This window comes from Lysinibacillus sp. NPDC093216 (genome assembly GCF_050280325.1).
In the GTDB taxonomy this organism is placed as follows: domain Bacteria; phylum Bacillota; class Bacilli; order Bacillales_A; family Planococcaceae; genus Lysinibacillus.
Genome location: NZ_JBNNVB010000005.1, coordinates 95,730 through 119,733 on the forward strand (window position 1 = coordinate 95,730; position 24,004 = coordinate 119,733).

Here is a 24,004-nt window from a genome sequence, read left to right on the forward strand (position 1 = left end):
TGAAAGCAGGTGAAAAAATGTTTACAGGAATTGTTGAGGATATTGGCACCGTAAAAACCATGCAAAGCGATCGACAAAGTATGAAAATCACCGTTATTTCAAAGAAAATGGTAGAGGATGTAAAGCTAGGGGACAGTATAGCGGTCAATGGTGTTTGTTTAACAGTGATATATTTTAATGGACAAGAGCTAACGATGGATGTAATGCCTGAAACAGTGAGCGCAACAAATTTACAGCAGCTCGCAGTTGGAGATCCGGTAAATTTAGAACGCGCTATGCCAGCTAATGGACGTTTCGGTGGTCATTTTGTATCCGGACATGTTGACGGGGTAGGGAAAATAGTGCGCAAGCGGCCATTAGCAAATGCAGTCTATATTGATATTGAACTATCGAAGGAGTTAACGAGCTACTGTATTCCAAAGGGCTCCATCACAATTGACGGAACGAGTCTAACACTCTTTCAGGTCGAGAAAAACGGTGTCACAGTATCACTGATACCTCACACATACAAGGAAACAATTTTAGGTATGAAAAAAATTGGTGATCTCGTCAATATAGAAACCGATTTAGTTGGAAAATACATTTTGCATCAACTTAAGTATGGACAGGAACCAACCATTTCAAGAGACTTCTTAGCAAAAAACGGGTTTTAACTTCTTTCAGCGAAGCCAAAACATCTGTACCTGTCGCTACGCTTTCGGTACAAAAAACATCCGCTGAAATAGAGGAACTTAGTCTAAGAACGCCACGTTCTGTGGAAACGGCTGAGTGACCAACGTCATGCTTGCAGGCCTAAGCAATCCGGACGCAATTATGCCGAGGCATAATTGATCTAATAACACTTTAAGAACTGGAGGTGGCGATATTGCTACATTCAATTGAAGAAGCAATAGAGGATTTAAAACAAGGGAAGATGATTATCGTAGTAGATGATGAGGACCGAGAAAACGAAGGGGACTTACTCGCACTTGCGGAATTTATGACCCCAGAAACGATTAACTTTATGGCGACCTATGGAAGAGGTCTTATTTGTACGCCGATTTCGCAGGAGCTTGCACAAAAATTAGCATTAAAGCCAATGGTTAGTATTAATACTGATAATCATCAAACGGCATTTACCGTTAGTATAGATCATGTAGACACAACAACTGGAATTAGCGCCTTTGAACGGGCAATGACTATACAAAAAATGCTAAAACCACAGGCAAAAGCTGCGGATTTTCGTAGACCGGGCCATGTATTCCCGTTAATTGCAAAGGACAATGGTGTATTAGAGCGTAGAGGACATACGGAAGCTACAATTGATTTGGCCAAGCTGTGTCATAGTATTCCTGCGGGCATTATTTGTGAAATTATGGGGGACAATGGCAAAATGCTACGCTTTAATGACCTTGTTAAATATGCAGCGCAACATGATTTAAAAATGATTTCAATTGAAGCATTGGCCACTTATCGTCTTAAACTAATAATGGAAGAAAACACACAGACAATATAAAGGATCATCAACAAAAGTTTGGAATGACATTTGTTAAAACGTACTTTATGTATATAAGTTGATTGGAGTGGAGACTGGGCGACTCCTTGAGGATTAGCGGATAGAGGAACGAAGGCTAAAACCATCACGTCCTGTGATAATTCGTGATCAACATCGTGTTGGCCCGAGACCCTGGAGCGCAAGCGAAGGGGCTCATCGGACGCCCTCAGGAAGCTCTGCTCTGCGCGAAAGCAATAACAAAGCGCCCAGTCGGAACGGAAATCAACCCCACGTTATGATGATTAGACTAAATAATAGAGGAGAGATTCAAAATGGTTAAAACATTTGAAGCACAATTAATTGGTACGGATTTAAAAATAGCAGTAGTAGTTGGTCGTTTCAACGAATTTATTACAAGCAAATTATTAGACGGTGCATTAGATGGTTTAAAGCGTCATGGTGTGGATGAGAATTCTATCGATGTAGCATGGGTTCCTGGTGCATTTGAAGTGCCATTCATCGCGAAACAGTTAGCTGAAACAAAGAAATATGATGCAATTATTGGATTAGGTACAGTAATCCGTGGCTCAACAACACATTATGATTATGTATGTAATGAATCAGCAAAAGGAATTGCAAATGTGTCACTAACTACAAATGTACCTGTTATTTTTGGCATTGTAACTACAGAAAATATTGAACAAGCGATTGAGCGTGCAGGGACTAAATCAGGAAATAAAGGCTATGATGCAGCAATGTCCGCTATTGAAATGGCAAATTTAAAGAAGATGATTGGATAAATTTTTCCTAATAATAGTATGAAAATTTCGCAGATGAATTATTCTGAAAAAGTATTATAAACATTAAAGTTTTCTTGAATATTTTTTTAGACAATGGGGAAAATATCCGTAAGTGTATTTATGTTATTACTCATAAATGTACTAATTAGGGGCTGGCTCAGTAGGAGTTGATGGATATTTCTTCAATGGAACAAGAATTAAATTTGAAATCTTTGAAGTCACTATTTCAACGCTCTGCTGATGTGATATTCCAAGAGTATTCCTTTCAGCAACATAAAGTACATTTGATAAAATGTGAAGCGATGGTTGATGAGCGGTTACTGCAGACCGTTATTGTGCAACGAGTTCAATCATTATTTACTGCAACAACAGAGGAAATGTTAGAAGAACATATACAAAACAATTTACACGTTCCCCATCTTCAGAAAATAACAAGTAAAGATGAAGCTATTACAAGAGTTTATAAAGGACATGTTTTACTTTATTTTGAAGATATGAATTTGTTATATTCAAGCTATATCGCTAAAAAACCGAATCGAGAGCCTAAAGAAACAACCCTTGAATTAGTTGTCAAAGGTCCGAGAGATGATTTTATTGAGGATGTTTTTATCAATATTGCTTTATTACGAAAACGGATTCCTACTAATTCATTAAGTGTTGAGACATATGAACTTGGTAAACGATCCAAAACAACTGTAGCTGTACTTTATTTTGAAGATATCGTCAATCAAAAAATGCTTGAGCAAATAAAACTACAGCTGCAACGAATTGATACGGATGTTGTATTTAGTGGGGATTTATTGATGGAGAGAATTGAGCAAAGTGCAAAAATTCTACCTAGACACGATTATACTGGACGCCCTGATTTTGCTGTACAAGCTTTAAGTAGAGGACGCATTATCATTATAGTTGATGGAGTATCATATGCCATCATTACCCCGGCTAATTCAATGTTACTTTTTAAATCCGGTGAGGATAATGAGTATCCGATTATTGTAAGTTCTATGGAGCGTATACTACGAATAATAGCTATCTTAATAAGTATACTTTTACCAGGTTTTTGGCTTGCATTAACGACCCACCATCAAGAACAACTGCCATTCATCCTATTGGCAACTGTCGTTGAATCAAGAATGGGACTCCCATTTCCAACTACTCTTGAAATATTAATGATGCTTTTTATGTTCGAATTATTTCGAGAAGCAAATATTCATCTACCCAATGTTATCAGTGGTTCAATAAGTGTTGTCGGGGGATTAATTATTGGAGATGCAGCTATTAAATCGGGTGTTACGAGCGCTTCCATGATTGTAGTTATAGCTACTTCAAGTATTGCAGCCTATACACTTGTCAATCAGTCCATCGTAACAGCGATGAGCATTCTCAGGGTAATCATCATTTTAGCATCTGCCTTTTTAGGATTATTTGGATTCTTCATTTCGGTGTTTTTCATACTTCTTTATACCGCAAACTTACGAGTATTAGGTGTTCCGTACTTAAGTATGGGCGCAGATTTAGATTGGACGGACATTAAAAGATCTTTAGTTCGCTTATCTCCTGCAGGTTATCGTACGCGACCCAAATTCTTAAATGTGCAGGATGAGACAAAGACATCGAGTAGGAAAAAATAAATATTTAGAATGTAGAGATCAGGCTTTTATAGGCCTGATCTTTTTATTTCTTGACCTTATATTTACTTGAAGCTTTAAGATGAATATAGAAAACCAATTACAGTAGGTAAGGAGAGAAAAGTAATGAGATCTTATGAAGAATTAATCGTAAAAGTTATAAATGTAAGGGGCAGTTACTATCAAATTGGGCTTCAGCAAAGTAAAGAACTACTATCAACTTCTCATCCAATACAGAATGAATCTCTGAATTTTATAAATGTCCAAATGGCAAAACAACTACTACAATTTCATTCCCCTAGTCTTTTGCAAGAAATGGAAGGATTGGCCGTTGGATTAGCTCAAACGCTGGATTCTGTCATTGATATATATAGTGGCTATAATATTACCTTTCCTGAAATGGGCTGTACATCTTTTGTGCTAGATGGAAATTATATTAGAAACTATGATTTTAGTCCAACATTGTATGATGCAAGACTTGTATTTTCTAATCCAATGAATGGATATGCAAGTGTTGGATTTAGCCAACAAATTATCGGTAGACTTGATGGGATGAATGAATATGGGCTAGTTGTCGGTCTGCATTTTGTCAACAATGATTACCATGGTGAGGGCTTTATCGCTTCAACGATTGTCCGAATATTATTAGAGCAATGTAAAAATATTGAAGAAGCACTTAAATTAATTACAGAACTCCCACATGGTTATTGTTACAATTACTCAATGACAGATCAAAGCGGACAATCTATAGTAGTAGAAGCTTCTCCACATAAGCAGGAATTAAGATATGAAAATCCGTTAATTTGTACGAATCATTTTCAAACAACGAGTATGAAAGAGAAAAATAAGAAAAACATTCAAGGGTCCGTCAATCGAAAACATTTTATAAATAATTTAATAGAAAAGAATTTGACTACAATCGCTGCATACCGACATTTTAATAATGGAAATTCTCCGTTATTTTTCAAACACTATCAACAATACTTTGGCACATTACATACTGTAGTTTATTCGCCAAAGCTTCTAGAAGTTATCGTTGGAATAGGGGAGGACGCAGAACCGATAACAATTTCTTTTAAAGATTATTTGAACGAAGCTCTAACGCTTCCTAAAAAGTTAAAAGGTTGGATTGATTTAAACTACAAAGATGGAATGGAATAAGCAATATATAATAAGGAGGGGGCATGATAAAAATTCTTCTCCTTTTTAGTTTACTTTCTAGAGAAGGATTATTAAACTAATGGTTGCGACTGGAACGATGTTTCGCTCGAAAAATAAAAATTGTTTTAGCATTTTATCAGTTCCAGACAGACTTCTCCAACGTCAATAATGGGAAGGAGATAGCCCAAAAAAGTAAGTGGCGATAAATGTGGGTTGGTAATAGTCAAAACTCTCTTGGGATGATAAGATAAGAACGAATATTGTTATTTAGAGAGGCGAAGAATCCTGAATCGTATGCATTTACCCAAGCTGATTCCGGAAGTAATTATGCTGAGGCATAATTGAACAACCATAAAAAAGAAGTTTACAATAATGGATTGAAATCATTTCCCCAGTGGAGAGTATGACATGATGTTAACTTCGGCAAAGATTTTTGTATTTGCGAAAGCCAAGCCCAACTAAATTAAGGCATTATTCATGTCTATAGATAAGGAAGTACCAGTTTGTATGAAAACACGAAAAATAAAACTAATTTTAATACTATCAACTCTCTTATTAGTACTGTTTACAAGTTTAAACATCTTTACATCTTATATAAAAATGAAAAAGACAGTAGAAGAGTCAATAGCGAACCAAAGTCTGAAAGCGGCTATTTCTATCGCATCTACTATTGATGTAGAGGCGTACAAACAATTTTTAGATAACCCCGAGGAAAATGAGTATTATTGGCAAATAAGAAGCTACTTAAACGATGCAAGAGTAAAAATAGGTGCTTTATTTGTTTATACATTAGATATTGAAAATCCAAAGGTATCCAAAGCAATGATTATGGGTTTACCAAGTGAAGTTAAAGGCTTTTATATCGGAATGGACTGTACAGTACCCGAGACACAAGTGCAAAAAGCTTATAATGGAGAAACATTTATAACAGATGTAATACAAGATTCTATATATGGCTCCTACTTAACTGTTGGTGCACCGATTAAGGATGAAACAGGGGCGGTTATTGCATACATAGGAATTGATATTAGTGCAGACACATTAAATGACATTAAGGGAAAAGTGATCGAAGACAATCTTTTAGTCTTTATTTTTAATGGTGTACTTATTTTAATCGTGATTGGCTCAGTTTTCTTCTTACAGAGATGGTATCAAAAAGAAGTGGCGGAGGAAGTTGAAGCGACAGAAGATACATATCAAGCAGAAATTAAAACTTTAATCACTTCCGTGTCCTCTTTAAGACATGATTTCACAAATCATATACAAGTACTGCATGGATTTCTGCAATTAGACAAACCTGATCAGGCCAAACAATATTTATATTCACTATCCAAAGAGGTTCAGGCTATTAAGTCACTCAAATTAAATATTGATCATCCTGGCTTGGCAATCTTATTACAAACGAAAAAACTAACTGCACAAAATCATAATATTGATATGGATTTTTCAGTATCACAGGATGCATTTAATAAAATTAAAACAACAGATTTAATCAAAATCTTGTCGAATTTAATAGATAATGCGATTGATGCGGCAAATGAATTATCGGATGAGCAACGTAAAATAACAATTTGCTGTAAAGCTGATGACAAGCAATATGAATTTAAGGTTACAAATACTGGACCAAATATTGTAGAAGCAGGGCAAATATTCAAGCAAGGATTTTCTACTAAAAAACCAGAAGCTGGTAAAATAAGAGGCCAGGGCTTGTTTATTGTGAATGAAATTGTTAATAAGTACGACGGTCAAATTTCTATCGATTCATCAAAACGTTTAGAGACAACAGCAATAGTAACCATTCCAATAAAGTAAATTTCCAAACTAAAAGTCAAGTGTTAAAGTAATGCAAATAAAGTCGTCGGATTGGACGGCTTTATTTGCAATTATTACACGCACGCATTTCTAAGCAACACTCTCTAAATAGTCTTTATGTTCCTCCTCAATCTTTGATAAAAATTTAGTAATTGCTCTAATTGAATCTTCTCCTTCTAGCTGTGTTGTTCCTAATTCATCCGCCATCCGTTTTAAAACATAATCTTCAAACTCAGTATAATCTTTGAACGGCTCCAAGCCCTTAGATGGATCTTTATGTTCATTCGTCATATGCATATATTCCTTTATAGCATTATCTTCTTGATATCTTCTAGAATCACTAAAGTCGTGAATAGAACCCTCGAAATGATGGATAGAACGCTCCAAATCGTGGATAGAACCCTCGAAAAGATGGATAGAACGCCCCAAATCATGGATTGAACCTTCAAAAAGATGGATAGAACGCCCCAAGTCGTGGATAGAACCTTCGAAAAGATGGATAGAACGTCCGAAGTCATGGATAGAACCTTTGGAATGATGGATAGAACGCCCCAAGTCGTGGATAGTTTATTCGGAATGATGGATAGAACGCCCCAAATCGTGGATAGAACCTTCGAAATGATGGATAGAACATCCGAAATCATGGATAGAACGTCCGAAATCATGGATAGAATCTCTGAATTAATGGAAAGAACCTCCGAAGTGACGGATTGCTCCTCCGAAATGATCGCTGGAATCACTAAAGTCGTGTATTTCATTTTATTGTAATAAGGCTCTTAAAAGTTGTTTGCATTCAAAATTTAATAATAAAATTGTGTAATTCTTGTTGAACTAACACATTCGTTGACCTTTTAGGTAAATAACCTTAAAACGGAATTGACCTAATAGGTTAATCATGTTTCTTATAAAGGAGTGACGAATGTTGACAAAGTTATTAGATTTAGACTCTCAAAGAAGGAACGCAATTCTAAATGCAGCGTTAAAAGAATTTTCATCACAGGGGTATGACAACGCTTCAACAAATGTAATAGCAAAAGAAGCCGGAATTTCTAAAGCCCTTATGTTCCACTATGTCAGTAGCAAGCAGGAGCTATTTCTTGTTGTGTATGATTACTTCTCTGACCTAATTAAAAAAGAATATTTTGAATTGATGAATTATGATACGAAAGATATTTTTGACAGATTGCGTCAATCATATCTTTTGCAAATTAAACTATCGGAAAAGTCCCCTTGGATTTTAGAGTTTAATAAACTTTCAGGAACTACTAATTCCAACGAGGTTAATGAGGAACTTGAAAATAGAACAAACAAAGAACATTCAAGCTGTTATCCTAAATTATTTGATGAAATAGATGAAGATAAGTTTAGAAAAGGGTTGGATATAGAAAAGTGCAAGCAGTTTATACTTTGGTCTAATATTGGATTTACTAATGAAATATTAGATGATATTAGAAATTCAGAATCGCAGTCTTTAAACTATGAACTCGTTGTTGAAAAACTTGATGGATATTTTGATGAACTTAGAAAAGTATTCTACAAAATTAAATGAATAAGGGGTTGGGAAATGTGCGTTCAACACGAAAAAAACGGTTGACTGCACGTGTCTGTATTGTACTGGGACTTCCCCTTGTAGCACTAGTCATTTTCAATAATGTAGGTAAAGAATCGACGGGGGAGGGATATGAGATGATTGATGCGCGTGAGCCGATAATTGTAGAGTTTCCTTTGAGAGGAGAATGGCACTCTCCTAACACTCCAGGTACAAAAATTCCGAGTCACGGCACAAACAAATTAGCATCAAGATATGCTTATGACTTTATACAAGTGGATTGGGAAAGAAAGGGCTGGCCCGCCTATCGCGTTAGTTTGGCGCATTATCTACTTTTTGGGGTCCCCTTAGATGAATATTATTGTTGGGGGCAAGAGGTATATGCTCCTTGCGATGGGGTTATTGTCCAAGCAGAGGATGGTTATAAAGAACGACCACGAACAAAATTGCTTTCAGATATGTCTAACGCTTATAAAAATGCTCATTATTTTGACCCGAAGAAAGACGACATACAATCAGTTGCTGGCAACTACATCATTATAGAATGTGGCGACAATGTATATGCTGCATTAGTCCATCTTCAAACAGGGGCAATTCAGGTTTCAGTTGGTCAGAGTGTAAAAAAAGGTGAAGTAATTGCTAGAGTTGGTCATTCAGGTAACTCCTTTGCTCCGCATTTGCATTTTCAACTTATGGATAGTAGTGACATCACTACTGCACACGGATTGCCTTTTGCTTTTGAACAATACGAATTATTTAAAAATGGCAAATGGGAAAAAGTAAATAATGGAATTCCAACAAATAAGGATAGAATAAGATTTCAAAAATCTGATGAATAGGATTAAATTAAAACTGCATAAGAGGTACCGTCAGGAAAATGGGCTTAGCGTTGTAAATTCGCATTTTCCTGACGGTACCCATATAACAAAGTTTCCCCCTTACGGCAAACGGCTAAATAGGGAGTTTTAGCGGCGAAGTAAAGGGGTTTAGTGGCTAAAGTGGGAGTTTTAGCGGCGAAGTAAAGGGGTTTAGCGGCTAAAATAGAAGTTCATCCGGCGAAATAAAGGAATTGCAGACTAAATTAGCTGCTCTACTGGTGAAGTAACTCATTCACTATGTGAAAAGCATTTTCAACTTTCATTTTTACATTTTTTGAGCAATTCATTTCATATATTAATAATAATCAAAATGGTACTCTATTAAGAGGAGATGAAATATTTGGATAAATCAATCCTTTCTTTATTGAAAAAGGGTGGATTTGTTTTGTATGCGAGGCATGGCCAAGCAACTGTCGGGGTAGATCAGCTAAATTTAAATTTTCAAGATTGTTATACTCAAAGAAATTTGTCTGAAGTTGGGCGAAGGGAGGCAATTTACTTTGGACAAATGCTTCGCTATTTACAAATCCCGATCAGTTCACCGATTGTCGTAAGTCCTTTTTGTCGTACAATTGAAACGGCACAGCTCGCATTTCCTTATTCCTATATCCAAATTGATCCACTTGGATATGAAATTTATAAATTGGGTGGAAACATTCCAATCGTTGAAAAAACAAATATATTATCAAATCTACAATCGATGTTAGAAAGAGAGCCACCACAGGGTACGAATCAAGTGATTGTTGCCCATAGCTTTCCCGAAGGTGTTGGATTAGGGAATATTTCTAATATGGGAATGGTTATTATTAAGCCAAAAGGTCCTGGAAATGGGTATGAAATAATAAAAAAATTAACTTTAGAAGATCTACCACTTTTAGGTAGTAGCTCTAATTAAGCTAGGGATGGGAGAAAAGTATGGACATAAAAACGGTCTCACAATGCACTTTAGAGGAAACTTTAAAAACTTGGAATAAAGGCTTTGAGGGGTATTTTGTACAAATAGAAATGAATGAAGAGATGTTTTTAAACCGACTCGTTGGAGAAGGACTATCGCCAGAGCTTTCAATTGTCGCATTTGATCATAATAATCCTGTGGGTATTGTATTAAATGGCTTCAGACAAATAAATGGTAAGAAAACCTCATGGAATGGCGGAACAGGTATCTCTCCAGACTATCGTGGTAAAGGTGTTTCTCGTGTTTTAATGGAAGAAACAACCGCCATCTATGAAAGAGAGAAGGTGGAGGTTGCAACGCTTGAAGCTATAAAAGAGAATAAAGTAGCAATTGCGTTATATGAGAAGTATGGCTATACAATTACTAATCAATTGTTATTTTTAAGTGGCGAATATGAAGCAAAAGTAGAGGGGCAAGTCGCAATTCATGTGGAAACAATTCGGCCAGAACAGCTTCCATATTTATCTTTTTATCAGGAAGATGTTCCTTGGCAATGTAGCTGGCAAAGTAATAAACAAGGTGAAGCTAAAGTTTTTTACAACGAGAATAATGAAGCGCTTGGCTATATGTTATATAAAATAGTATGGGATCAGGATGGAGCCATTAACCACATAGTACTTTATCAATTAGAGTTATTGGAGAATGGCAATGTGGAACATATTCCACACTTTATCGCAAGCATTACAAATCATAAAGTAAATTTAGCCACAGTTAACTTTTTAGCAAGCAATCCGGCGGCGAGCTATTTGATGGAAAATGGGCTTGAGGTTAAGACAGAGCAAGTGCAAATGAAAAAATATGTTTGCGAGATGAGTAGAGAAAATTAGGGATGGTTTAAAAGTCAACGTTAGGCTGGAGAAAGTGGAACAGAGATTTTTTCCAATCATTGCTGACATTAATGGGCAACAACTACTTTATACGGTTTTACTTGAGGGCTAGTTTTAACAGGTTGTCAACATTCAAGAATTCCAGTATACTAATCCGATAAAGAATGTAAATAAAGGATGAATTTTAATGACGTTTGAAGAGATATTACCACGCTTAAAAGCGGGAGAAAAAGTAATTCGTAAAGGTTGGGGCGGTGCCGAATTGTATGTGAAGCTTGTTGGACAAAGCGAACATGATGGCGAGGCTTTGAATCCTTATTTTTTAATTAATGTACGTGGTGAGGGTTATACAATGTTCACACCGACAGTTTGTGATTTATTAGCGGAAGATTGGGTAATTGTCAATTAATCGAAAGAGCCATCTCAAATGAGGTGGTTTCTTTGTTTTTTGGGGAGAGATATATATGAAGTTTGAAGAATATAACGGTAAAACGGTATTTGTAACGGGGGCTGCTTCAGGTATTGGTCAAGCCCAAGCTATTGCATTTTTAGAAAATGGGGCGAGTGTATTCGGGTTTGATTTAGATGAGCAAGGGTTAGTAAATCTACATAACCAATTTCCTGAACTATTTGCCTATACAGTAGGTAGTGTATGTAATAAGAACGATGTAGAGCACGCATTTGAAGCTGCGATTTCTATATTTAAGCAAGTAGATATTTTATTAAATACCGCAGGCGTTTTAGATGGCTTTGCTAAAACGCTTGATACAGATGAGGCGCTTTGGGATAAAATTATGAATACCAATGTAAAAGGTACTTATTTTGTGACAAATACGATATTACCCCATATGGTTAAACGAAAATCTGGAACAATCGTTAATATGGCATCTATTGCTGGACTTGTTGCCGGCGGTGGAGGTGCGGCATATACAGCGTCTAAACATGCAATTGTTGGCTATACGAAGCAGTTAGACTTAGATTATTGTCGTGCAGGAATTCGTGCCAACGCCATTGCACCGGGAGCCATTCAAACACCGATGAACAAAGCGGATTTTGAAGGTGACGGTGCAATTGCAAAATGGGTCGCCGATGAAACGCCTGCTGGACGCTGGGCTCAACCAAGTGAAGTGGCAAGTTTAACACTTTATTTAGCAAGTTCAGCAGCTGATTATATTCATGGAGCTGTTATGCCGATTGATGGCGGCTGGCTGACGAAATAGTATTGTTCTATAAGATATTCTTCTGCTATAATACGCAAGTAAGCAAAAATTTAGCTTGCACTGCGGCACTTCAGATAGGGCAAAAGCTCTCTTCCTTTGGCCGTAGTTATTACTAAAATAGCGGATGTGCTATTTTACAAAGGAGAATAAAATTGAATACATCTATTGTAAAAGATTCTAGCCGTACTTCTGTAACCGAACTTACAAAGACGGCACTTGTTGCAGCTTTATATGTGGCTGTAACTGTTTTATTGTCAGTTATTAGTTTTGGGGCAGTTCAACTACGCTTATCGGAGATGTTTAACTACCTGGCCCTATACAATAAGCGCTATGTGTTAGCAGTGACTCTAGGAGTAGTACTCGCAAATTTCATGTCACCAACGTGGATATTAGATGTACCTATTGGTGGAATTGCGACATTTCTCGTTTTAATTCTTTGCCGAAGAGTAACGAAAAATATAACAAATGATATTGTGAAGATGGTTATAACTGCATTGATTTTTGCTATATCAATGTTCACCGTTGCAGGACAATTAACAATTCTCTATGATCTTCCGTTTTGGGCAACCTGGTTTACAGTAGGTGTTGGAGAATTGCTATCCATGACTGTTGGTGGTATGACTATTTATTTATTAAATAAAAAAATTGATTTGACGAAATAAATTGAAGAGAAAGCAAGTCATCATTAAAAGGTGACTTGCTTTTTTGATTTTATAAGAGAAACTGGCCTGCAATTAGTTGTGGTATGAACATTTTGGGAAGCCTCACTCGCTCAATAAATCCTTTTCTACTTTATCAGATTTAATTAATCCCCCTCTCTTCCTCATTTCACTAACACGAATTATCGGCTAACCAACATTGACAGGAAGACTATCGCTAATTGATCCCACAAGCCAGCACCGTGAGCGAGATTATTACCAACACGATCAACTAGTTTATAATGTTCTTGCCCCGTTGCCTATAAGTGTTGCACCAAGAACATTTCCATTCCAAACAGATAAGCTCCCATAACCATGAAATTTCTGCATTTAAATAAAATCTATATGAGAAATCAAAAATTGATTATATTTAACATCTTCTTACACCAAACTAATGGAAAGGCTTAGGAAGGTGATGGAATGAAGCAAAAGCAATATAGTGCAGGGGATATAGTTTTCATTTTTTATCAACATCCATCTATTCAGCAAGTAGTAAACATACAGGAAGCGGCAGTGGTGAACAATCCTGATAATCCAAATGAACTGGGGCTACTTCTCTTTGATTCGTATTATCCACTAACAAACGATATGTTAATATTTACTAGAGAAATGGATGCTGAGCAAGCTTATCACCAATATTTTCATTGATAGAGGCTTACAATAAGTAGTTCATTAGCATTGATTTTCCTACATTAAAAAGTGCATTTTCAACACTATAATGAGAGAAGACGTAATAAGTTTTCTCTCTAAATCTTATTCTATAACTAACTGCGTTATATATGGTTCAATATATCTGCTATCTAATCCATCCGGTAAATTTAATAGTGAGAAATATTGCATTGTCTCTGATTCTTTATAATCAATAACTAAATTGCCTTTAACATTTCTTGTATAATAGACTGCCGTAACTGAGTAAAATTCATCCCCATTCGGAACTTTAAGATAATACTCTGGACCAGAAAAAATATCTAATAACTTTAGGTCCGCTATAACCAATCCTGTTTCTTCTAACACTTCTCTTTTTGCGGTATCTTCTAAGCTTTCTCCTAATTCCATTAAACCACCTGGAAGACCCCAACCTCCATCGTATCTTTTTTGTAATAACACTTCATTTGCGTTATTAAGAATTAATACAACTGAACCAGGTAAAATGATGGGTTGGTGTCCTACATATTGTCTTAAAAATTTATAATATTCCATAGTTACACTCATTTCTTTAATTGTTTTTATACTTATATATATGAATTATCTAAATAACAAAAAAATCCTCCTTTAATTTGTATAATCCCAATCTTGGTGGTAACGCTAACAGTGATAGGAATGAAGAAGGGGAGAATACAATATGGACTCATTTCAACCGAATTGTTGGTCGGAGCATGAAGAACTTAAGGTTGTTATGCTTTGTGCACCTTCAAAATTAGATGTACCAGATTTAACAATAGCTGAAAATGTAGGATGGGATGCTACTGTTAATCATGTTAAAGCAATGGAGAATTTTATGGAATTTAAGACAACACTAGAAAATGCGGGTGTCCATGTTATTGATTATTCGAAAGAGCTAACAACTGATCAGAAAACAGTAAGTGAGCAGCTTATTAATAGATACTTTGTACGCGATCTTGCCTGTGTTATAGGAAATAGTATTTTCCTTGGAGAGGCAGGTAGTTCGCTAAGGCGTCCAGAGTATCCACATGCACACTCATTATTAGTAAAGTGGTTTCCAGAAAAAAATTTAAAAGTTAAACAACCTTCGACTGCTTTAGAATGTGGAGACGTGCTGATTTTAAATAAAGATGCCGTACTTATTAATATTGGGATGAGAACAACATTAGAGGCTGTGGAAAGTATCAAGGATCGTATCTTCCAAGAAGGATTTTCGGAAATTGCGATCATTGATTTGCCAAGACGCTCCGATACACTTCATTTAGATATGAATTGTAATGTGACGAACGCTAATATGCTAATAGCTAAAAACTTTATGCGTTATTTTCCTGTTCATGTATTCACAGCTGAAACAAATCGTTTTGAAATGACTGAGCAATTTTTAAATCACCATGGCTTTGACGTTTACTGGCTTGAAAAATATAACACAATCCCTGATATTAATTTTATCAATCTTAATCCCGAAACACTGTTAATTAGTAAGCAAGCAACGAAGCAGCAATGGACGAAGCATCCACTATTGCAAAAGAAGAATTTGATAGAAATTGATGTCACAGAGCTTGAAAAAGGCGGTGGTGGCATTCGTTGCATGACATTGCCATTGTTAAGAAAGTAGCAAAAAGGCAGGAGGGTTGATCAAAATGACATCTAAAACAAGTAAAGGGAGGTTGTCTTGGTGGCAGCTTTCTCTTCTCGGTATAGGTTGTACACTAGGAACAGGATTTTTTCTTGGGACAAGTATGGCCATTCATAAAAGTGGTCCTGCTGTTGTGATTCCTTTTTTGTTAGCGGCAATTGCTACGTATATTGTCTATGATGCTCTTGTTAAGATGTCAGTTGATAATCCAGATAAGGGTTCATTCCGTACTTATGCAAAGCAAGCTTTTGGCAATTGGGCAGGATTTAGTAATGGCTGGATTTACTTGATTTCTGAGATGCTCATTATGGGTAGCCAATTGACGGCGCTTGGTATTTTCACAAAACTGTGGTTTCCAACGCTTCCATTATGGGTTGCTGCGTCTATTTATGCTGCACTTGGATTAGCTGTTATTCTTACGGGTATGAAGGGCTTTGAAAAATTTCAAAATATTTTTGGTGCGTTAAAGGCAGCAGCGGTTGTGATGTTTATTATAGTAGCGGTTGTCTTACTAATAAAAGGATTTAATTCGGAATCAACGACACTCGATTCACTGCATGCAAATTATGAAGAATTTTTCTCACAAGGTGTGAAAGGACTATGGCTTGGGCTGCTATATGCCTTTTATGCATTTGGTGGGATTGAAGTTATGGGATTAATGGTCATTGATTTAAAAAATCCTAAAGAAGCACCGAAAGCTGGAAAAGTCATGATTATTACTATAACTGTCATTTTTATAATGGCTATTATGCTTGCTTTGACGCTTGTTTCTTGGAAGGACTTTAATATTGAGGAAAGCCCATTTATTACAGCGCTTAATGGCTATCACATTCCTTTTTTTGCAGACATTTTTAATGGCGTGTTAATTATTGCAGGTTTTTCAACAATGGTCGCCTCTTTATATGCGGTTATAACGATTCTCATTACATTGGCAGAGGATCATGATGCTCCAACGGCTTTGGCGAAAAAAGGGAAGATGAAGATTCCATTTCCTGCATTTCTTTTTTTAGCTAGTGGTTTAATCATCACTATTGTTATAGGCTTTCTTATGCCAGAAAAGATTTTTGAATATTTGGTTACAGCGGCAGGCTTAATGCTAATTTATAACTGGCTCTTTATATTAGTGACATATAGAAAGCTAATGGAGCTGTCAAAGTGGGAGCATGTGAAGAATAGTATCGGGATGTTGCTCATTGTAGTGACGGTGTCTGGGACGTTAGGAGAAAAAACAAGCAGACTCGGTTTTTTCGTGAGCCTGCTTTTTATCATCATCATAGGAATTGCGACTTGGATTGTCATGAAAAGGCAAAAACACGGTAAGCATGTTTAACTTCTTTCAGCGGGTGTCCAAACATCTGTACCTGTCGCTACGCTTTCGCGCAAAAAACATCATGCTGCTGACGCTTCGCTTTCGCGCAAAAAACATCTGTTGGCCCAAAGCCTCCGGCGGATGGCACGGAATCGGAAAGGAGTGCTTTGTGCTAGCACAAAGCCAATTCAGACACAATAATACCGAGGCATAATTGATTATTGTTCTTTGTTCTGCAGAGAATGTTGCATTCGTAAAAAAGGACATTTCGATGCACTACTATTATCATCACTTAAAAAATACTGCTTCCATTCATAACTACCTTCTTGCCCATACCATTTTAAATCACTATGAGCTGGAATAGCATCGTATTCGTTAATACGTTGACGAATAAGCTTCTTTAACTTTCGACCAAAGACAGTAGAGTCGTTCATTTCTTCAAATATCCAGCGTGGCTGAAAGGCCATTAATAAAGTAGAAAAATTACGACTCTTGCGCAATTTATGTGCGGGCGTTGCACAAGACACAAAATAAGGCTCACCGTTAAAACAAAATTCCCATTCATGCTGCGCTGGATCGGTTGGAATTTCCTTTGGCCAATCGATATCATCGAATTTCGTCAAATTGTTTAAAACAGACCAAAATAAATTTCTGTAATCTTCAACATCGAAATTTTTATGCATATCATTAGGGGTTTTGAAGAAAATGGTATGTGTTGTATATTTACCAAACGTTTTAGCGCACTTATCATATTCCTTTAAGCATCGTGCTAACGTCTTTATCGATTGCTCCTCTCGTGGATCTCCGATAAAACTATAGCGAAGCTCGTTCGATAAAAAACCTTTTCTAGCTGGAATACAGGGAAACGTATTTGCTTCATCTGCAACCATGGCAGCGAAGTCGGTATATGCTGACTGTTGCCATAATGGAAGTGTTACAAAATGTTCTTCTATCCACTTCCTGTCTAACACCGCTACTTCCACTTATGTCTCCTCCTTCTATACATCCTTATTCTATTAAAGAAAAAGCAAATGGGTGACGATGTATAGGCATTAATGATCTATAAATGGAAAAAGCAAAGGGGATCCCCACGAAGTAGTTCAAATTTTATTTATAGAAAAAATGATTAATGATAAGATAAAGTTCTGACAATTAAAAATTACATATAGCTCGATCATTAAGGTCAGATAAAACGAAGGGATGAGGGGCAAATGAATTCATCTAATATAAAATTAACAAATCGTATGCTAAGAATCTTCAAGAATGCAGAAAAAGAAGCTACCTCTTCACAACATAAAGTGTTACAGCCTATTCATTTTTTACTTGCTTCTTTAAAAGAAAAAGAGGGGGTCCTTGGCGAAATTGTATTAAAATGTACTATAGATGAAGCTTCTATAAGAAATTTGGTTAATGAACTTAATACAAAATCAGACAAGAAGGTTACGAGCCATACTTTATTTAATGTTCCAATAACAAATGATGTTTTAACAGTATTGGAACAAGCCACTTGTTATATGCAAAACTATAACCAGGTTTATATAAATGAAGGACACTTACTTAAAGCAATAATAAAGGCGAATATGCTTGAGGAATTCGTTTCAGAAAAAGACAAGAAAATGATTTTAAAACTTGGTACGACTTCGCGGGATATGGTTGCTCATCTTCACAATTACAATTTCCCAGATTTGATTTATAGTAATATTCGTAGAGTCAATCGCGATGATAAAAACAAGCTAATTCATTTTGTAGAAAGTCATTTTTCGCAAGAGTGGTCAGAAACAATTAAAAAGTGCATTTTTAAGTACTGCGCCTTCCATCTATGTAGCTTTTGATAGTAAGGGAGATCTTATTGGATTTGCTGGATTTGACGTTTATCAAAATAAAAAATGTTATTTTGGCCCAATGGGTGTAGCGAAATCTAATCGAGTAAAGGGGATAGGATATTCCCTCCTCCATCATTGTTTAAAAGATATGCACGAAATTGGATATGAATATGCAATTATAGGAGGAGCAGGTCCAATTGAATTTTATGAAAAAGCTTGTCATGCTGTTGTCATTCCTGCTTCCAACATTTAAGGAGGTAAGTTATGAATATAGTTCAAGCAAAAACTATTTCTCCAGCTATTAGAAAACTACTTTCTTTTGCAACTTCGGATGAAAAAGTTCAACAAGAGTATGAAAAATATATACTTTTATCGAATAGGACATTGTATAGCATTGAATTCGAAGGTGAAATTGCTGGTTGTATTGGTATAGAACAAATCAGCTTATCAGAGTGCGAGATTAAGCATATTGCTGTATTAGCTGATCAAAGAGGAAAAAACATTGGGAGTAAAATGATTAATTTTATAGCAAGTAAGTACCCATCAATTGTTGCTGAAACAGATTATGAGGCCGTAGATTTTTATCGACGCTATGGTTTTTTCGTAACTAGCCTAGGAGAGAAATACCCAGGTGTAGAACGCTTTCTATGTCAATTTAATAAACAATGAAAAAACCTGCATTGCTTTTCCTAATGAAAAGCAATGCAGGTTTTTTATGATTTTGGATTAAAAACCTTTTGGTCAAGAATGTTTAATGCATGATGAATGTCATCTAAGTCTTTTTTAGATGCATGTTGAATAAGCTGTTGAAAACGCTCTTCTATACAGGCAAATGCTTTCTCCATTACTTTTTCTCCATCTTCTGTAAGGCAAACATAGTGCTTTCTACGATCTTCGGTATCGTTAATTTTTTTAATTAACTTTCTTTCCTGTAATTTCCGTAATTCACGACTTGTATTTGGTAAGGACATATGCTGACAATCACTAATTTCAGTAGGCGTAACTGGTTGGCTTACTTTTATATATTCTAGAATTTTATATTGTACAGGTGTAATATTATCGATTTTAACGTTTTGAGTTAGTTCATGTGTTACTTGATGTACCGCTGTTGTAAATGCTACAAACTGATTAAATAATTCTTTTTTGTCCAAACGTGACCACCTCTTATTGACAAGATAACAAAAAACTTATCTTAAAACAATTATCATTTGACAACTAAAATCAGGCGGTTTATTATTTAGTTATCAAATGATAAGTAATGGAAGGTGCATGATGAACACATTAATTATTTATACATATCCCAATCATAAAAGTTTGAATTATGCTTTTTTACAGGAGGTTAAGAAGGGCTGTAATGACAATCCTTTCATAAGGGATATTCAAGTACTAGACTTATACGAGGAGCAATTTGATCCGCTTTTAGTATTCCATGAACATAAACGCCGTCGTGATATGTTTCGTGATCCAAAACTTGAGAAATATCGAGAACAAATTAGGTGGGCTGATAAAATCGTTTTTGTTTATCCGATATGGTGGGGAAGGCCACCAGCAATGCTTCTAGGGTATATTGATCAATTGTTTTCGGCCAATTTTGCTTATAAAGATAAAAAAGGACTATTTCCTGAGGGGCTTCTTAAAGGAAAATCAGTGGTGTGTATTTCGACAATGAAGGGGCCAACAAAATATCCACTATTATGGCTAAATAATGCTCATAAAATATTAATGAAAAGAGCGTTATTTAATTTTGTTGGCATTAAACAAGTGAAGTTTTTTGAATTTGGCAACATGGAGAGTGGGAAGGGGAGACAAAGCAGAAGACTCGAAAAAGTTTATCAATATTTTAGAAAAATAGCTTACTAGTTCATCTGCCTAATAGACTCGTGCGGACGAAGATTGAATCTTCTATTCGTTTGCACGAGTCTGATCTATTTCTACTGGCAGTGTTACAAAAAACGTTGTATATTCAGCAAGCTTGCTTTCAACAGTAATGGTTCCGTTATGCATATCGATGATTTTTTTCACAATAGATAGTCCTAAACCACTGCCGCCATTCTCAGCCGTCCTTGATTGGTCAGCCTTATAAAATCGCTCAAATACATGCTTTTGTTGTTCCGTTGTTAAACCGATACCATTATCACGAATGGCAATAGTGATCGTGTCCATTTGTTTTGTCATTGATATTGTAATAGTGCCAGTAGTTGGCGTGAATTTAATGCTGTTGCTTAGTAAATTCATCCATACTTGATTCATTAAATCTTCATCCGCCATTAGCGAAATATTTTCTAATTGCATATCCATGTCGATATTTTTAGCTAACCAATTTGGTTCTAGCGATAGTACGACATTACGCAATTGCTTATCAAGTCGGTAATGCCTTGGCTCGAAGGGGTGGTGTTGTGATTCTAACGACGTTAGCTTTAGTAAATTGTCACTAATTTTTGATAGTCGATTACTTTCCATCTCAATGATTGTTAAATAATGCTGTCGCTTATCCTCTGGGAGGTCTATGTTTTTCAATGCTTTAGCAAAGCCGTTAATAGATGTTAGAGGCGACTGAATTTCATGAGATACATTCGAAATAAATTCTTGGCGCATTCTTTCCATTTCACCTAATTCGACTGCCATATGGTTGATGCCATGTATTAATTGACCAAATTGATCTTCGTCATCTGCTTTCAGATCTAATTTGACAGAAAAATCACCTTTAGCAATCCGGCTTAATGCATCTACAATCGTATTCCAATAGTTCCGTTGTCTTTTTAGCCCAATTAAAAAGGTGATGATGACTGAGCAAGCAAAGAGAACAAAAACACCAACTACGGTCCATAATTGAAGCCAGAAACCTTGTGGATGTTTGCCTAACCAATCATAAATCCAGGACGTTATGTGGTAGGAAATAAAGGCAAAGACGATGCTAATGATAAGAAGAAGCATTAAAGTTAAAAAAAGCTTTAAAAAATTTTTTAGTCTTCTCATGAAACAAGTTCCAATCGATAGCCTAGGCCGCGAATTGTACGAATAGAAAATCCGCTTGTTTCTTGAGGGAAACGTTGACGAAGTCTTTTAATGTGAACATCGACTGTTCGTTCATCACCTTCATAGTCGTATCCCCAAATTTCTTCGATTAGCTGTTCACGTGAAAAAGTTTTTCCAGCATAGCTTGCTAACGTAAATAATAGTTCAAATTCCTTTAAACGAAGTGTTAAAGATTCACCGCTATACAAGACTTCATGTGTATTACGATTTAACTTAATATTGCCGGCTTCCACAAGTTGAGATAGGGAAATATGGTATCTTTTAAGTATTGATTTCACACGGACGATCAGCTCTGCAGGCTCAAATGGTTTAACAAGATAATCATCTGTCCCAAGATGAAAACCCTTTACCTTTTGCGAGGTTTCTCCCTTTGCGGTTAACATTAAGATTGGTAGATTATCATTAAATGAACGAATTTCTTCGCATAATTCCCAGCCATCCATATTTGGCATCATAATATCCATAATAATCATATCCACCTTATCGGAATCCAATTTGGACAGTGCATCCACACCGTCCGTAGCTTCAATTACCTCTAAACCTTCATTTTGTAAAAATACCTTAACTAATTCCCGAATATGCGCATCATCATCTACAATTAATAGTTTTGTCATGCTAACAAATCCCTTCGTTATTCCTCTTTAATACGTAATTGTTGCTTGGCAAACTCTCGATACATATCATGAGTCTCAAATAGAGTATCATGAGTGCCACTGCCCGTAATATGTCCTTTCTCCACAAAAAGTATTTGATCTGCATCTACTACTGTAGAAAGGCGGTGTGCAATTACAAGCGTTGTTCTACCTTGCATTAAATTATCTAATGCTTTTTGAACATAGATTTCCGATTTACTATCTAGACTAGATGTTGCTTCATCTAGCATTAATATTTGAGGGTCACGCAAAAGAGCTCTAGCGATAGAAATTCGTTGTCGTTGACCGCCAGAAAGCTTAATGCCACGTTCTCCTACCGCTGTATCAAATTGCTCTGGTAATTCATTAATAAATTGATCGGCATAGGCCATTTTAGCAACTCTATCAAGCTCTTCATCCTGCACTTCTCTGTCAATGCCATAGCAAATATTTTCACGAATCGTTCCAGATAGCAGCGCACTCTCCTGAGCAACGTAGCCGATTTGGCTTCTCCAAGAATGTAGGGAGTACGTGTTGATAGGGGTTTCTCCAAGTGTAATACTTCCGTTAGTAGGCTGATAATATCTTTCTAACAGAGAAAATGTTGTTGTTTTTCCTCCGCCACTAGGTCCGACGATGGCGGTAACTTTACCTGGTTCAATGGTAAAATTAATATTCGATAAAATTAGGTCTTCTCCATATGCAAAGTCAACATTTTTTACATAAATCGGTTGATCCACTTTTTCTAATGTGTTTCCTTCGAAAATATTTTCTTCCTCATGCTCAAGTAATGCACTAATTCGCTCAGTAGCACCCATTGCTTTTTGTAGCTGTGTAAAGAACATTGTTAATTGGGTCATCGGCATGATGATTTGGATTAAATATAAAATAAATGCCACCATGTCGCCAGCTGTAAGCTCTCCTGAAGAAACTCGTACACCGCCATAACCAATAATAGCCACAAGAACTGACATTAATACAAACGAAATGAGAGGCGAAATAAGAGCATGGATTTTAGACTCTTTTAAACCAAACGTAAAGAGGTTTGTAATGCCTTTCTTGCCACGCTCATATTCAATATTCTCGGCATTTGAAGCTTTTACTAAGCGCGTTTCAGGTAAAACTTGATTGAGCACAGCCGTAAATTTTGCTGTCTCATCTTGCATTCCTTTTGAAATGACAAACATTCGTCTTCCTAACAGCATTAAAATAACCATAGCAAGCGGAACAGCAATCAGCATGACTAAGGTCATTTTCCAGTCTAAGATTAATAGAATGATGGTCGATCCAATAATAGAAATAACGCCTGATAAACAGTTCGCAAGATGTTCCGTAATGAGATCCTTGACAACAGCTGTGTCATTCGTAACACGACTTAATGTTTCGCCTGTATCGTTCTCATCATAATAAGGAATTGGTAAGTGAAGTAGCTTTCTCCAAAGCTGATCTCGTAATTTCGCGACAACATGATGTCCGACACGGTTTAAATAATAAATGGAAAGTCCACCCGCAATAGCCTGCGCGATAAAAGCAATCCCTAATAAAAGTATTTGCCAATAATCAAGGGATGCTAATGAAAAGCCATCGACTAATTTTTTTGTAAATAACGGAACGATAAAGCCTACGCCCGTAGTTGCTAAACTCATTATTAATGCAATAATTAAAAGCCATATTGGTGGCTCAGCCTGTTTGACTAAGCGAACAAAGCGCCGCCAATCCTTCAGTTTTGTCGTATCTTTTGAAGCCTCCTGCAAAATAAATCCTCCTTCGAATTCATCAACAATAAAATATGAATCTTTTATGTTACTAACTATAGCATGTCTTTATGAACTGAATATGAAATGAGAAGGTGATGAGGATAGGTGGCAGGAACATAAAAAATTCCACATCAGAAAAACGCGAG

The 24,004-nt window shown here is 36.2% G+C and carries 27 protein-coding genes and 1 pseudogene; 20 read left to right on the top strand and 8 right to left on the bottom strand.

All coding sequences use genetic code 11. The features are described from left to right. Positions 1 to 17: 17 nt before the first annotated feature. The 6 genes and pseudogenes from ribE to ACQKOG_RS08120 all read left to right on the top strand — a co-directional run bounded on the left by ribE (position 18) and on the right by ACQKOG_RS08120 (position 6,875). Positions 18 to 653 (top strand): riboflavin synthase, encoded by a 636-nt coding sequence (gene ribE, locus ACQKOG_RS08095; RefSeq protein WP_427445921.1) that lies wholly within the window; start codon positions 18 to 20, stop codon positions 651 to 653. Positions 654 to 865: 212 nt separating this feature from the next. Next, a pseudogene (gene ribB / locus ACQKOG_RS08100) lies at positions 866 to 1,456 on the top strand (3,4-dihydroxy-2-butanone-4-phosphate synthase); the annotation flags it as partial. Positions 1,457 to 1,806: 350 nt separating this feature from the next. Beyond that, positions 1,807 to 2,274 carry a 6,7-dimethyl-8-ribityllumazine synthase gene (gene ribH / locus ACQKOG_RS08105; protein ID WP_370082743.1) on the top strand — a complete coding sequence of 156 codons (468 nt, stop codon included), beginning with the start codon at positions 1,807 to 1,809 and terminating at the stop codon, positions 2,272 to 2,274. A 170-nt stretch (positions 2,275 to 2,444) separates the two neighbouring features. Continuing rightward, positions 2,445 to 3,905 carry a spore germination protein gene (locus ACQKOG_RS08110; RefSeq protein ID WP_370082745.1) on the top strand — a complete coding sequence of 487 codons (1,461 nt, stop codon included), beginning with the start codon at positions 2,445 to 2,447 and terminating at the stop codon, positions 3,903 to 3,905. Between the two features lie 123 nt (positions 3,906 to 4,028). Then, positions 4,029 to 5,063 (top strand): C45 family autoproteolytic acyltransferase/hydolase, encoded by a 1,035-nt coding sequence (locus tag ACQKOG_RS08115; protein ID WP_427445923.1) that lies wholly within the window; start codon positions 4,029 to 4,031, stop codon positions 5,061 to 5,063. Positions 5,064 to 5,570: 507 nt separating this feature from the next. Then, entirely contained in the window at positions 5,571 to 6,875 is a 1,305-nt protein-coding gene (locus ACQKOG_RS08120; RefSeq protein WP_427445925.1) for a GHKL domain-containing protein, read from the top strand. A 90-nt stretch (positions 6,876 to 6,965) separates the two neighbouring features. Here the strand turns inward: ACQKOG_RS08120 and ACQKOG_RS08125 are convergent, their stop codons facing one another. Continuing rightward, positions 6,966 to 7,166, bottom strand: coding sequence for a hypothetical protein (locus ACQKOG_RS08125; protein ID WP_427445927.1), 201 nt, complete (start codon positions 7,164 to 7,166; stop codon positions 6,966 to 6,968). A gap of 14 nt (positions 7,167 to 7,180) precedes the next feature. Then, the gene (locus ACQKOG_RS08130) at positions 7,181 to 7,633 is read right to left on the bottom strand and encodes a hypothetical protein (RefSeq protein WP_427445929.1); all 453 of its coding nucleotides are present in this window, start codon (positions 7,631 to 7,633) and stop codon (positions 7,181 to 7,183) included. 164 nt (positions 7,634 to 7,797) lie between these two features. Between ACQKOG_RS08130 and ACQKOG_RS08135 the strand changes: the two genes are divergently transcribed. From ACQKOG_RS08135 to ACQKOG_RS08170, 8 genes are all read left to right on the top strand, one after another. Further along, positions 7,798 to 8,424, top strand: coding sequence for a TetR/AcrR family transcriptional regulator (locus ACQKOG_RS08135; protein WP_370082755.1), 627 nt, complete (start codon positions 7,798 to 7,800; stop codon positions 8,422 to 8,424). Between the two features lie 137 nt (positions 8,425 to 8,561). Next, the gene (locus tag ACQKOG_RS08140) at positions 8,562 to 9,263 is read left to right on the top strand and encodes a M23 family metallopeptidase (RefSeq protein ID WP_370082757.1); all 702 of its coding nucleotides are present in this window, start codon (positions 8,562 to 8,564) and stop codon (positions 9,261 to 9,263) included. A 370-nt stretch (positions 9,264 to 9,633) separates the two neighbouring features. Next, positions 9,634 to 10,197 carry a histidine phosphatase family protein gene (locus tag ACQKOG_RS08145; protein WP_370082759.1) on the top strand — a complete coding sequence of 188 codons (564 nt, stop codon included), beginning with the start codon at positions 9,634 to 9,636 and terminating at the stop codon, positions 10,195 to 10,197. A gap of 20 nt (positions 10,198 to 10,217) precedes the next feature. Continuing rightward, positions 10,218 to 11,084, top strand: a complete 867-nt coding sequence (locus tag ACQKOG_RS08150) for a GNAT family N-acetyltransferase (protein WP_370082761.1) — start codon at positions 10,218 to 10,220, stop codon at positions 11,082 to 11,084. A 187-nt stretch (positions 11,085 to 11,271) separates the two neighbouring features. Continuing rightward, positions 11,272 to 11,493 carry a DUF2829 domain-containing protein gene (locus ACQKOG_RS08155; RefSeq protein WP_142508321.1) on the top strand — a complete coding sequence of 74 codons (222 nt, stop codon included), beginning with the start codon at positions 11,272 to 11,274 and terminating at the stop codon, positions 11,491 to 11,493. A 55-nt stretch (positions 11,494 to 11,548) separates the two neighbouring features. Beyond that, on the top strand, positions 11,549 to 12,304 hold the full coding sequence (locus ACQKOG_RS08160; protein ID WP_370082763.1) for a 3-oxoacyl-ACP reductase: 756 nt from the start codon (positions 11,549 to 11,551) through the stop codon (positions 12,302 to 12,304). Positions 12,305 to 12,456: 152 nt separating this feature from the next. Further along, a complete protein-coding gene (locus ACQKOG_RS08165) occupies positions 12,457 to 12,966 on the top strand; it encodes a QueT transporter family protein (protein WP_402868867.1) in 510 nt (169 codons plus the stop codon). Between the two features lie 456 nt (positions 12,967 to 13,422). Further along, positions 13,423 to 13,650 carry a transcriptional regulator SplA domain-containing protein gene (locus tag ACQKOG_RS08170; RefSeq protein ID WP_402868869.1) on the top strand — a complete coding sequence of 76 codons (228 nt, stop codon included), beginning with the start codon at positions 13,423 to 13,425 and terminating at the stop codon, positions 13,648 to 13,650. A gap of 105 nt (positions 13,651 to 13,755) precedes the next feature. On the opposite strand, the gene ACQKOG_RS08175 is transcribed toward ACQKOG_RS08170, so the two are convergent. Then, the gene (locus tag ACQKOG_RS08175) at positions 13,756 to 14,202 is read right to left on the bottom strand and encodes an NUDIX hydrolase (RefSeq protein ID WP_370082769.1); all 447 of its coding nucleotides are present in this window, start codon (positions 14,200 to 14,202) and stop codon (positions 13,756 to 13,758) included. A gap of 142 nt (positions 14,203 to 14,344) precedes the next feature. On the opposite strand from ACQKOG_RS08175, the gene ACQKOG_RS08180 reads away from it, so the two are divergent. Then, positions 14,345 to 15,280: an arginine deiminase family protein gene (locus ACQKOG_RS08180; protein WP_402868871.1), complete on the top strand. Its 936-nt coding sequence runs from the start codon at positions 14,345 to 14,347 to the stop codon at positions 15,278 to 15,280. 25 nt (positions 15,281 to 15,305) lie between these two features. Next, a complete protein-coding gene (locus ACQKOG_RS08185) occupies positions 15,306 to 16,631 on the top strand; it encodes an amino acid permease (protein WP_402868873.1) in 1,326 nt (441 codons plus the stop codon). A gap of 197 nt (positions 16,632 to 16,828) precedes the next feature. Here the strand turns inward: ACQKOG_RS08185 and ACQKOG_RS08190 are convergent, their stop codons facing one another. Continuing rightward, positions 16,829 to 17,593, bottom strand: a complete 765-nt coding sequence (locus tag ACQKOG_RS08190) for a YqcI/YcgG family protein (protein ID WP_402868875.1) — start codon at positions 17,591 to 17,593, stop codon at positions 16,829 to 16,831. A 228-nt stretch (positions 17,594 to 17,821) separates the two neighbouring features. On the opposite strand from ACQKOG_RS08190, the gene ACQKOG_RS08195 reads away from it, so the two are divergent. From ACQKOG_RS08195 to ACQKOG_RS08205, 3 genes are read left to right on the top strand one after another with little or no spacing between them, the layout of a single operon-like run. Continuing rightward, entirely contained in the window at positions 17,822 to 18,442 is a 621-nt protein-coding gene (locus tag ACQKOG_RS08195) for a Clp protease N-terminal domain-containing protein (protein WP_402868877.1), read from the top strand. A 16-nt stretch (positions 18,443 to 18,458) separates the two neighbouring features. Then, positions 18,459 to 18,686, top strand: a complete 228-nt coding sequence (locus ACQKOG_RS08200; protein ID WP_402868931.1) for a GNAT family N-acetyltransferase — start codon at positions 18,459 to 18,461, stop codon at positions 18,684 to 18,686. Positions 18,687 to 18,697: 11 nt separating this feature from the next. Then, the gene (locus ACQKOG_RS08205) at positions 18,698 to 19,102 is read left to right on the top strand and encodes a GNAT family N-acetyltransferase (protein ID WP_427445935.1); all 405 of its coding nucleotides are present in this window, start codon (positions 18,698 to 18,700) and stop codon (positions 19,100 to 19,102) included. A gap of 44 nt (positions 19,103 to 19,146) precedes the next feature. Here the strand turns inward: ACQKOG_RS08205 and ACQKOG_RS08210 are convergent, their stop codons facing one another. Beyond that, entirely contained in the window at positions 19,147 to 19,584 is a 438-nt protein-coding gene (locus ACQKOG_RS08210; protein ID WP_370082252.1) for a MarR family winged helix-turn-helix transcriptional regulator, read from the bottom strand. Positions 19,585 to 19,705: 121 nt separating this feature from the next. Between ACQKOG_RS08210 and ACQKOG_RS08215 the strand changes: the two genes are divergently transcribed. After that, on the top strand, positions 19,706 to 20,293 hold the full coding sequence (locus ACQKOG_RS08215; protein ID WP_370082250.1) for an NAD(P)H-dependent oxidoreductase: 588 nt from the start codon (positions 19,706 to 19,708) through the stop codon (positions 20,291 to 20,293). A 42-nt stretch (positions 20,294 to 20,335) separates the two neighbouring features. Here the strand turns inward: ACQKOG_RS08215 and ACQKOG_RS08220 are convergent, their stop codons facing one another. From ACQKOG_RS08220 to ACQKOG_RS08230, 3 genes are read right to left on the bottom strand one after another with little or no spacing between them, the layout of a single operon-like run. Then, positions 20,336 to 21,409: a HAMP domain-containing sensor histidine kinase gene (locus ACQKOG_RS08220; RefSeq protein ID WP_402868882.1), complete on the bottom strand. Its 1,074-nt coding sequence runs from the start codon at positions 21,407 to 21,409 to the stop codon at positions 20,336 to 20,338. Continuing rightward, a complete protein-coding gene (locus ACQKOG_RS08225) occupies positions 21,406 to 22,083 on the bottom strand; it encodes a response regulator transcription factor (protein ID WP_370082246.1) in 678 nt (225 codons plus the stop codon). The genes ACQKOG_RS08220 and ACQKOG_RS08225 overlap by 4 nt, the downstream gene beginning before the upstream one ends. Before the next feature lie 17 nt (positions 22,084 to 22,100). Next, complete coding sequence (locus ACQKOG_RS08230) at positions 22,101 to 23,855, bottom strand: ABC transporter ATP-binding protein (RefSeq protein WP_427445939.1); 1,755 nt, start codon at positions 23,853 to 23,855, stop codon at positions 22,101 to 22,103. Positions 23,856 to 24,004: the final 149 nt, after the last annotated feature.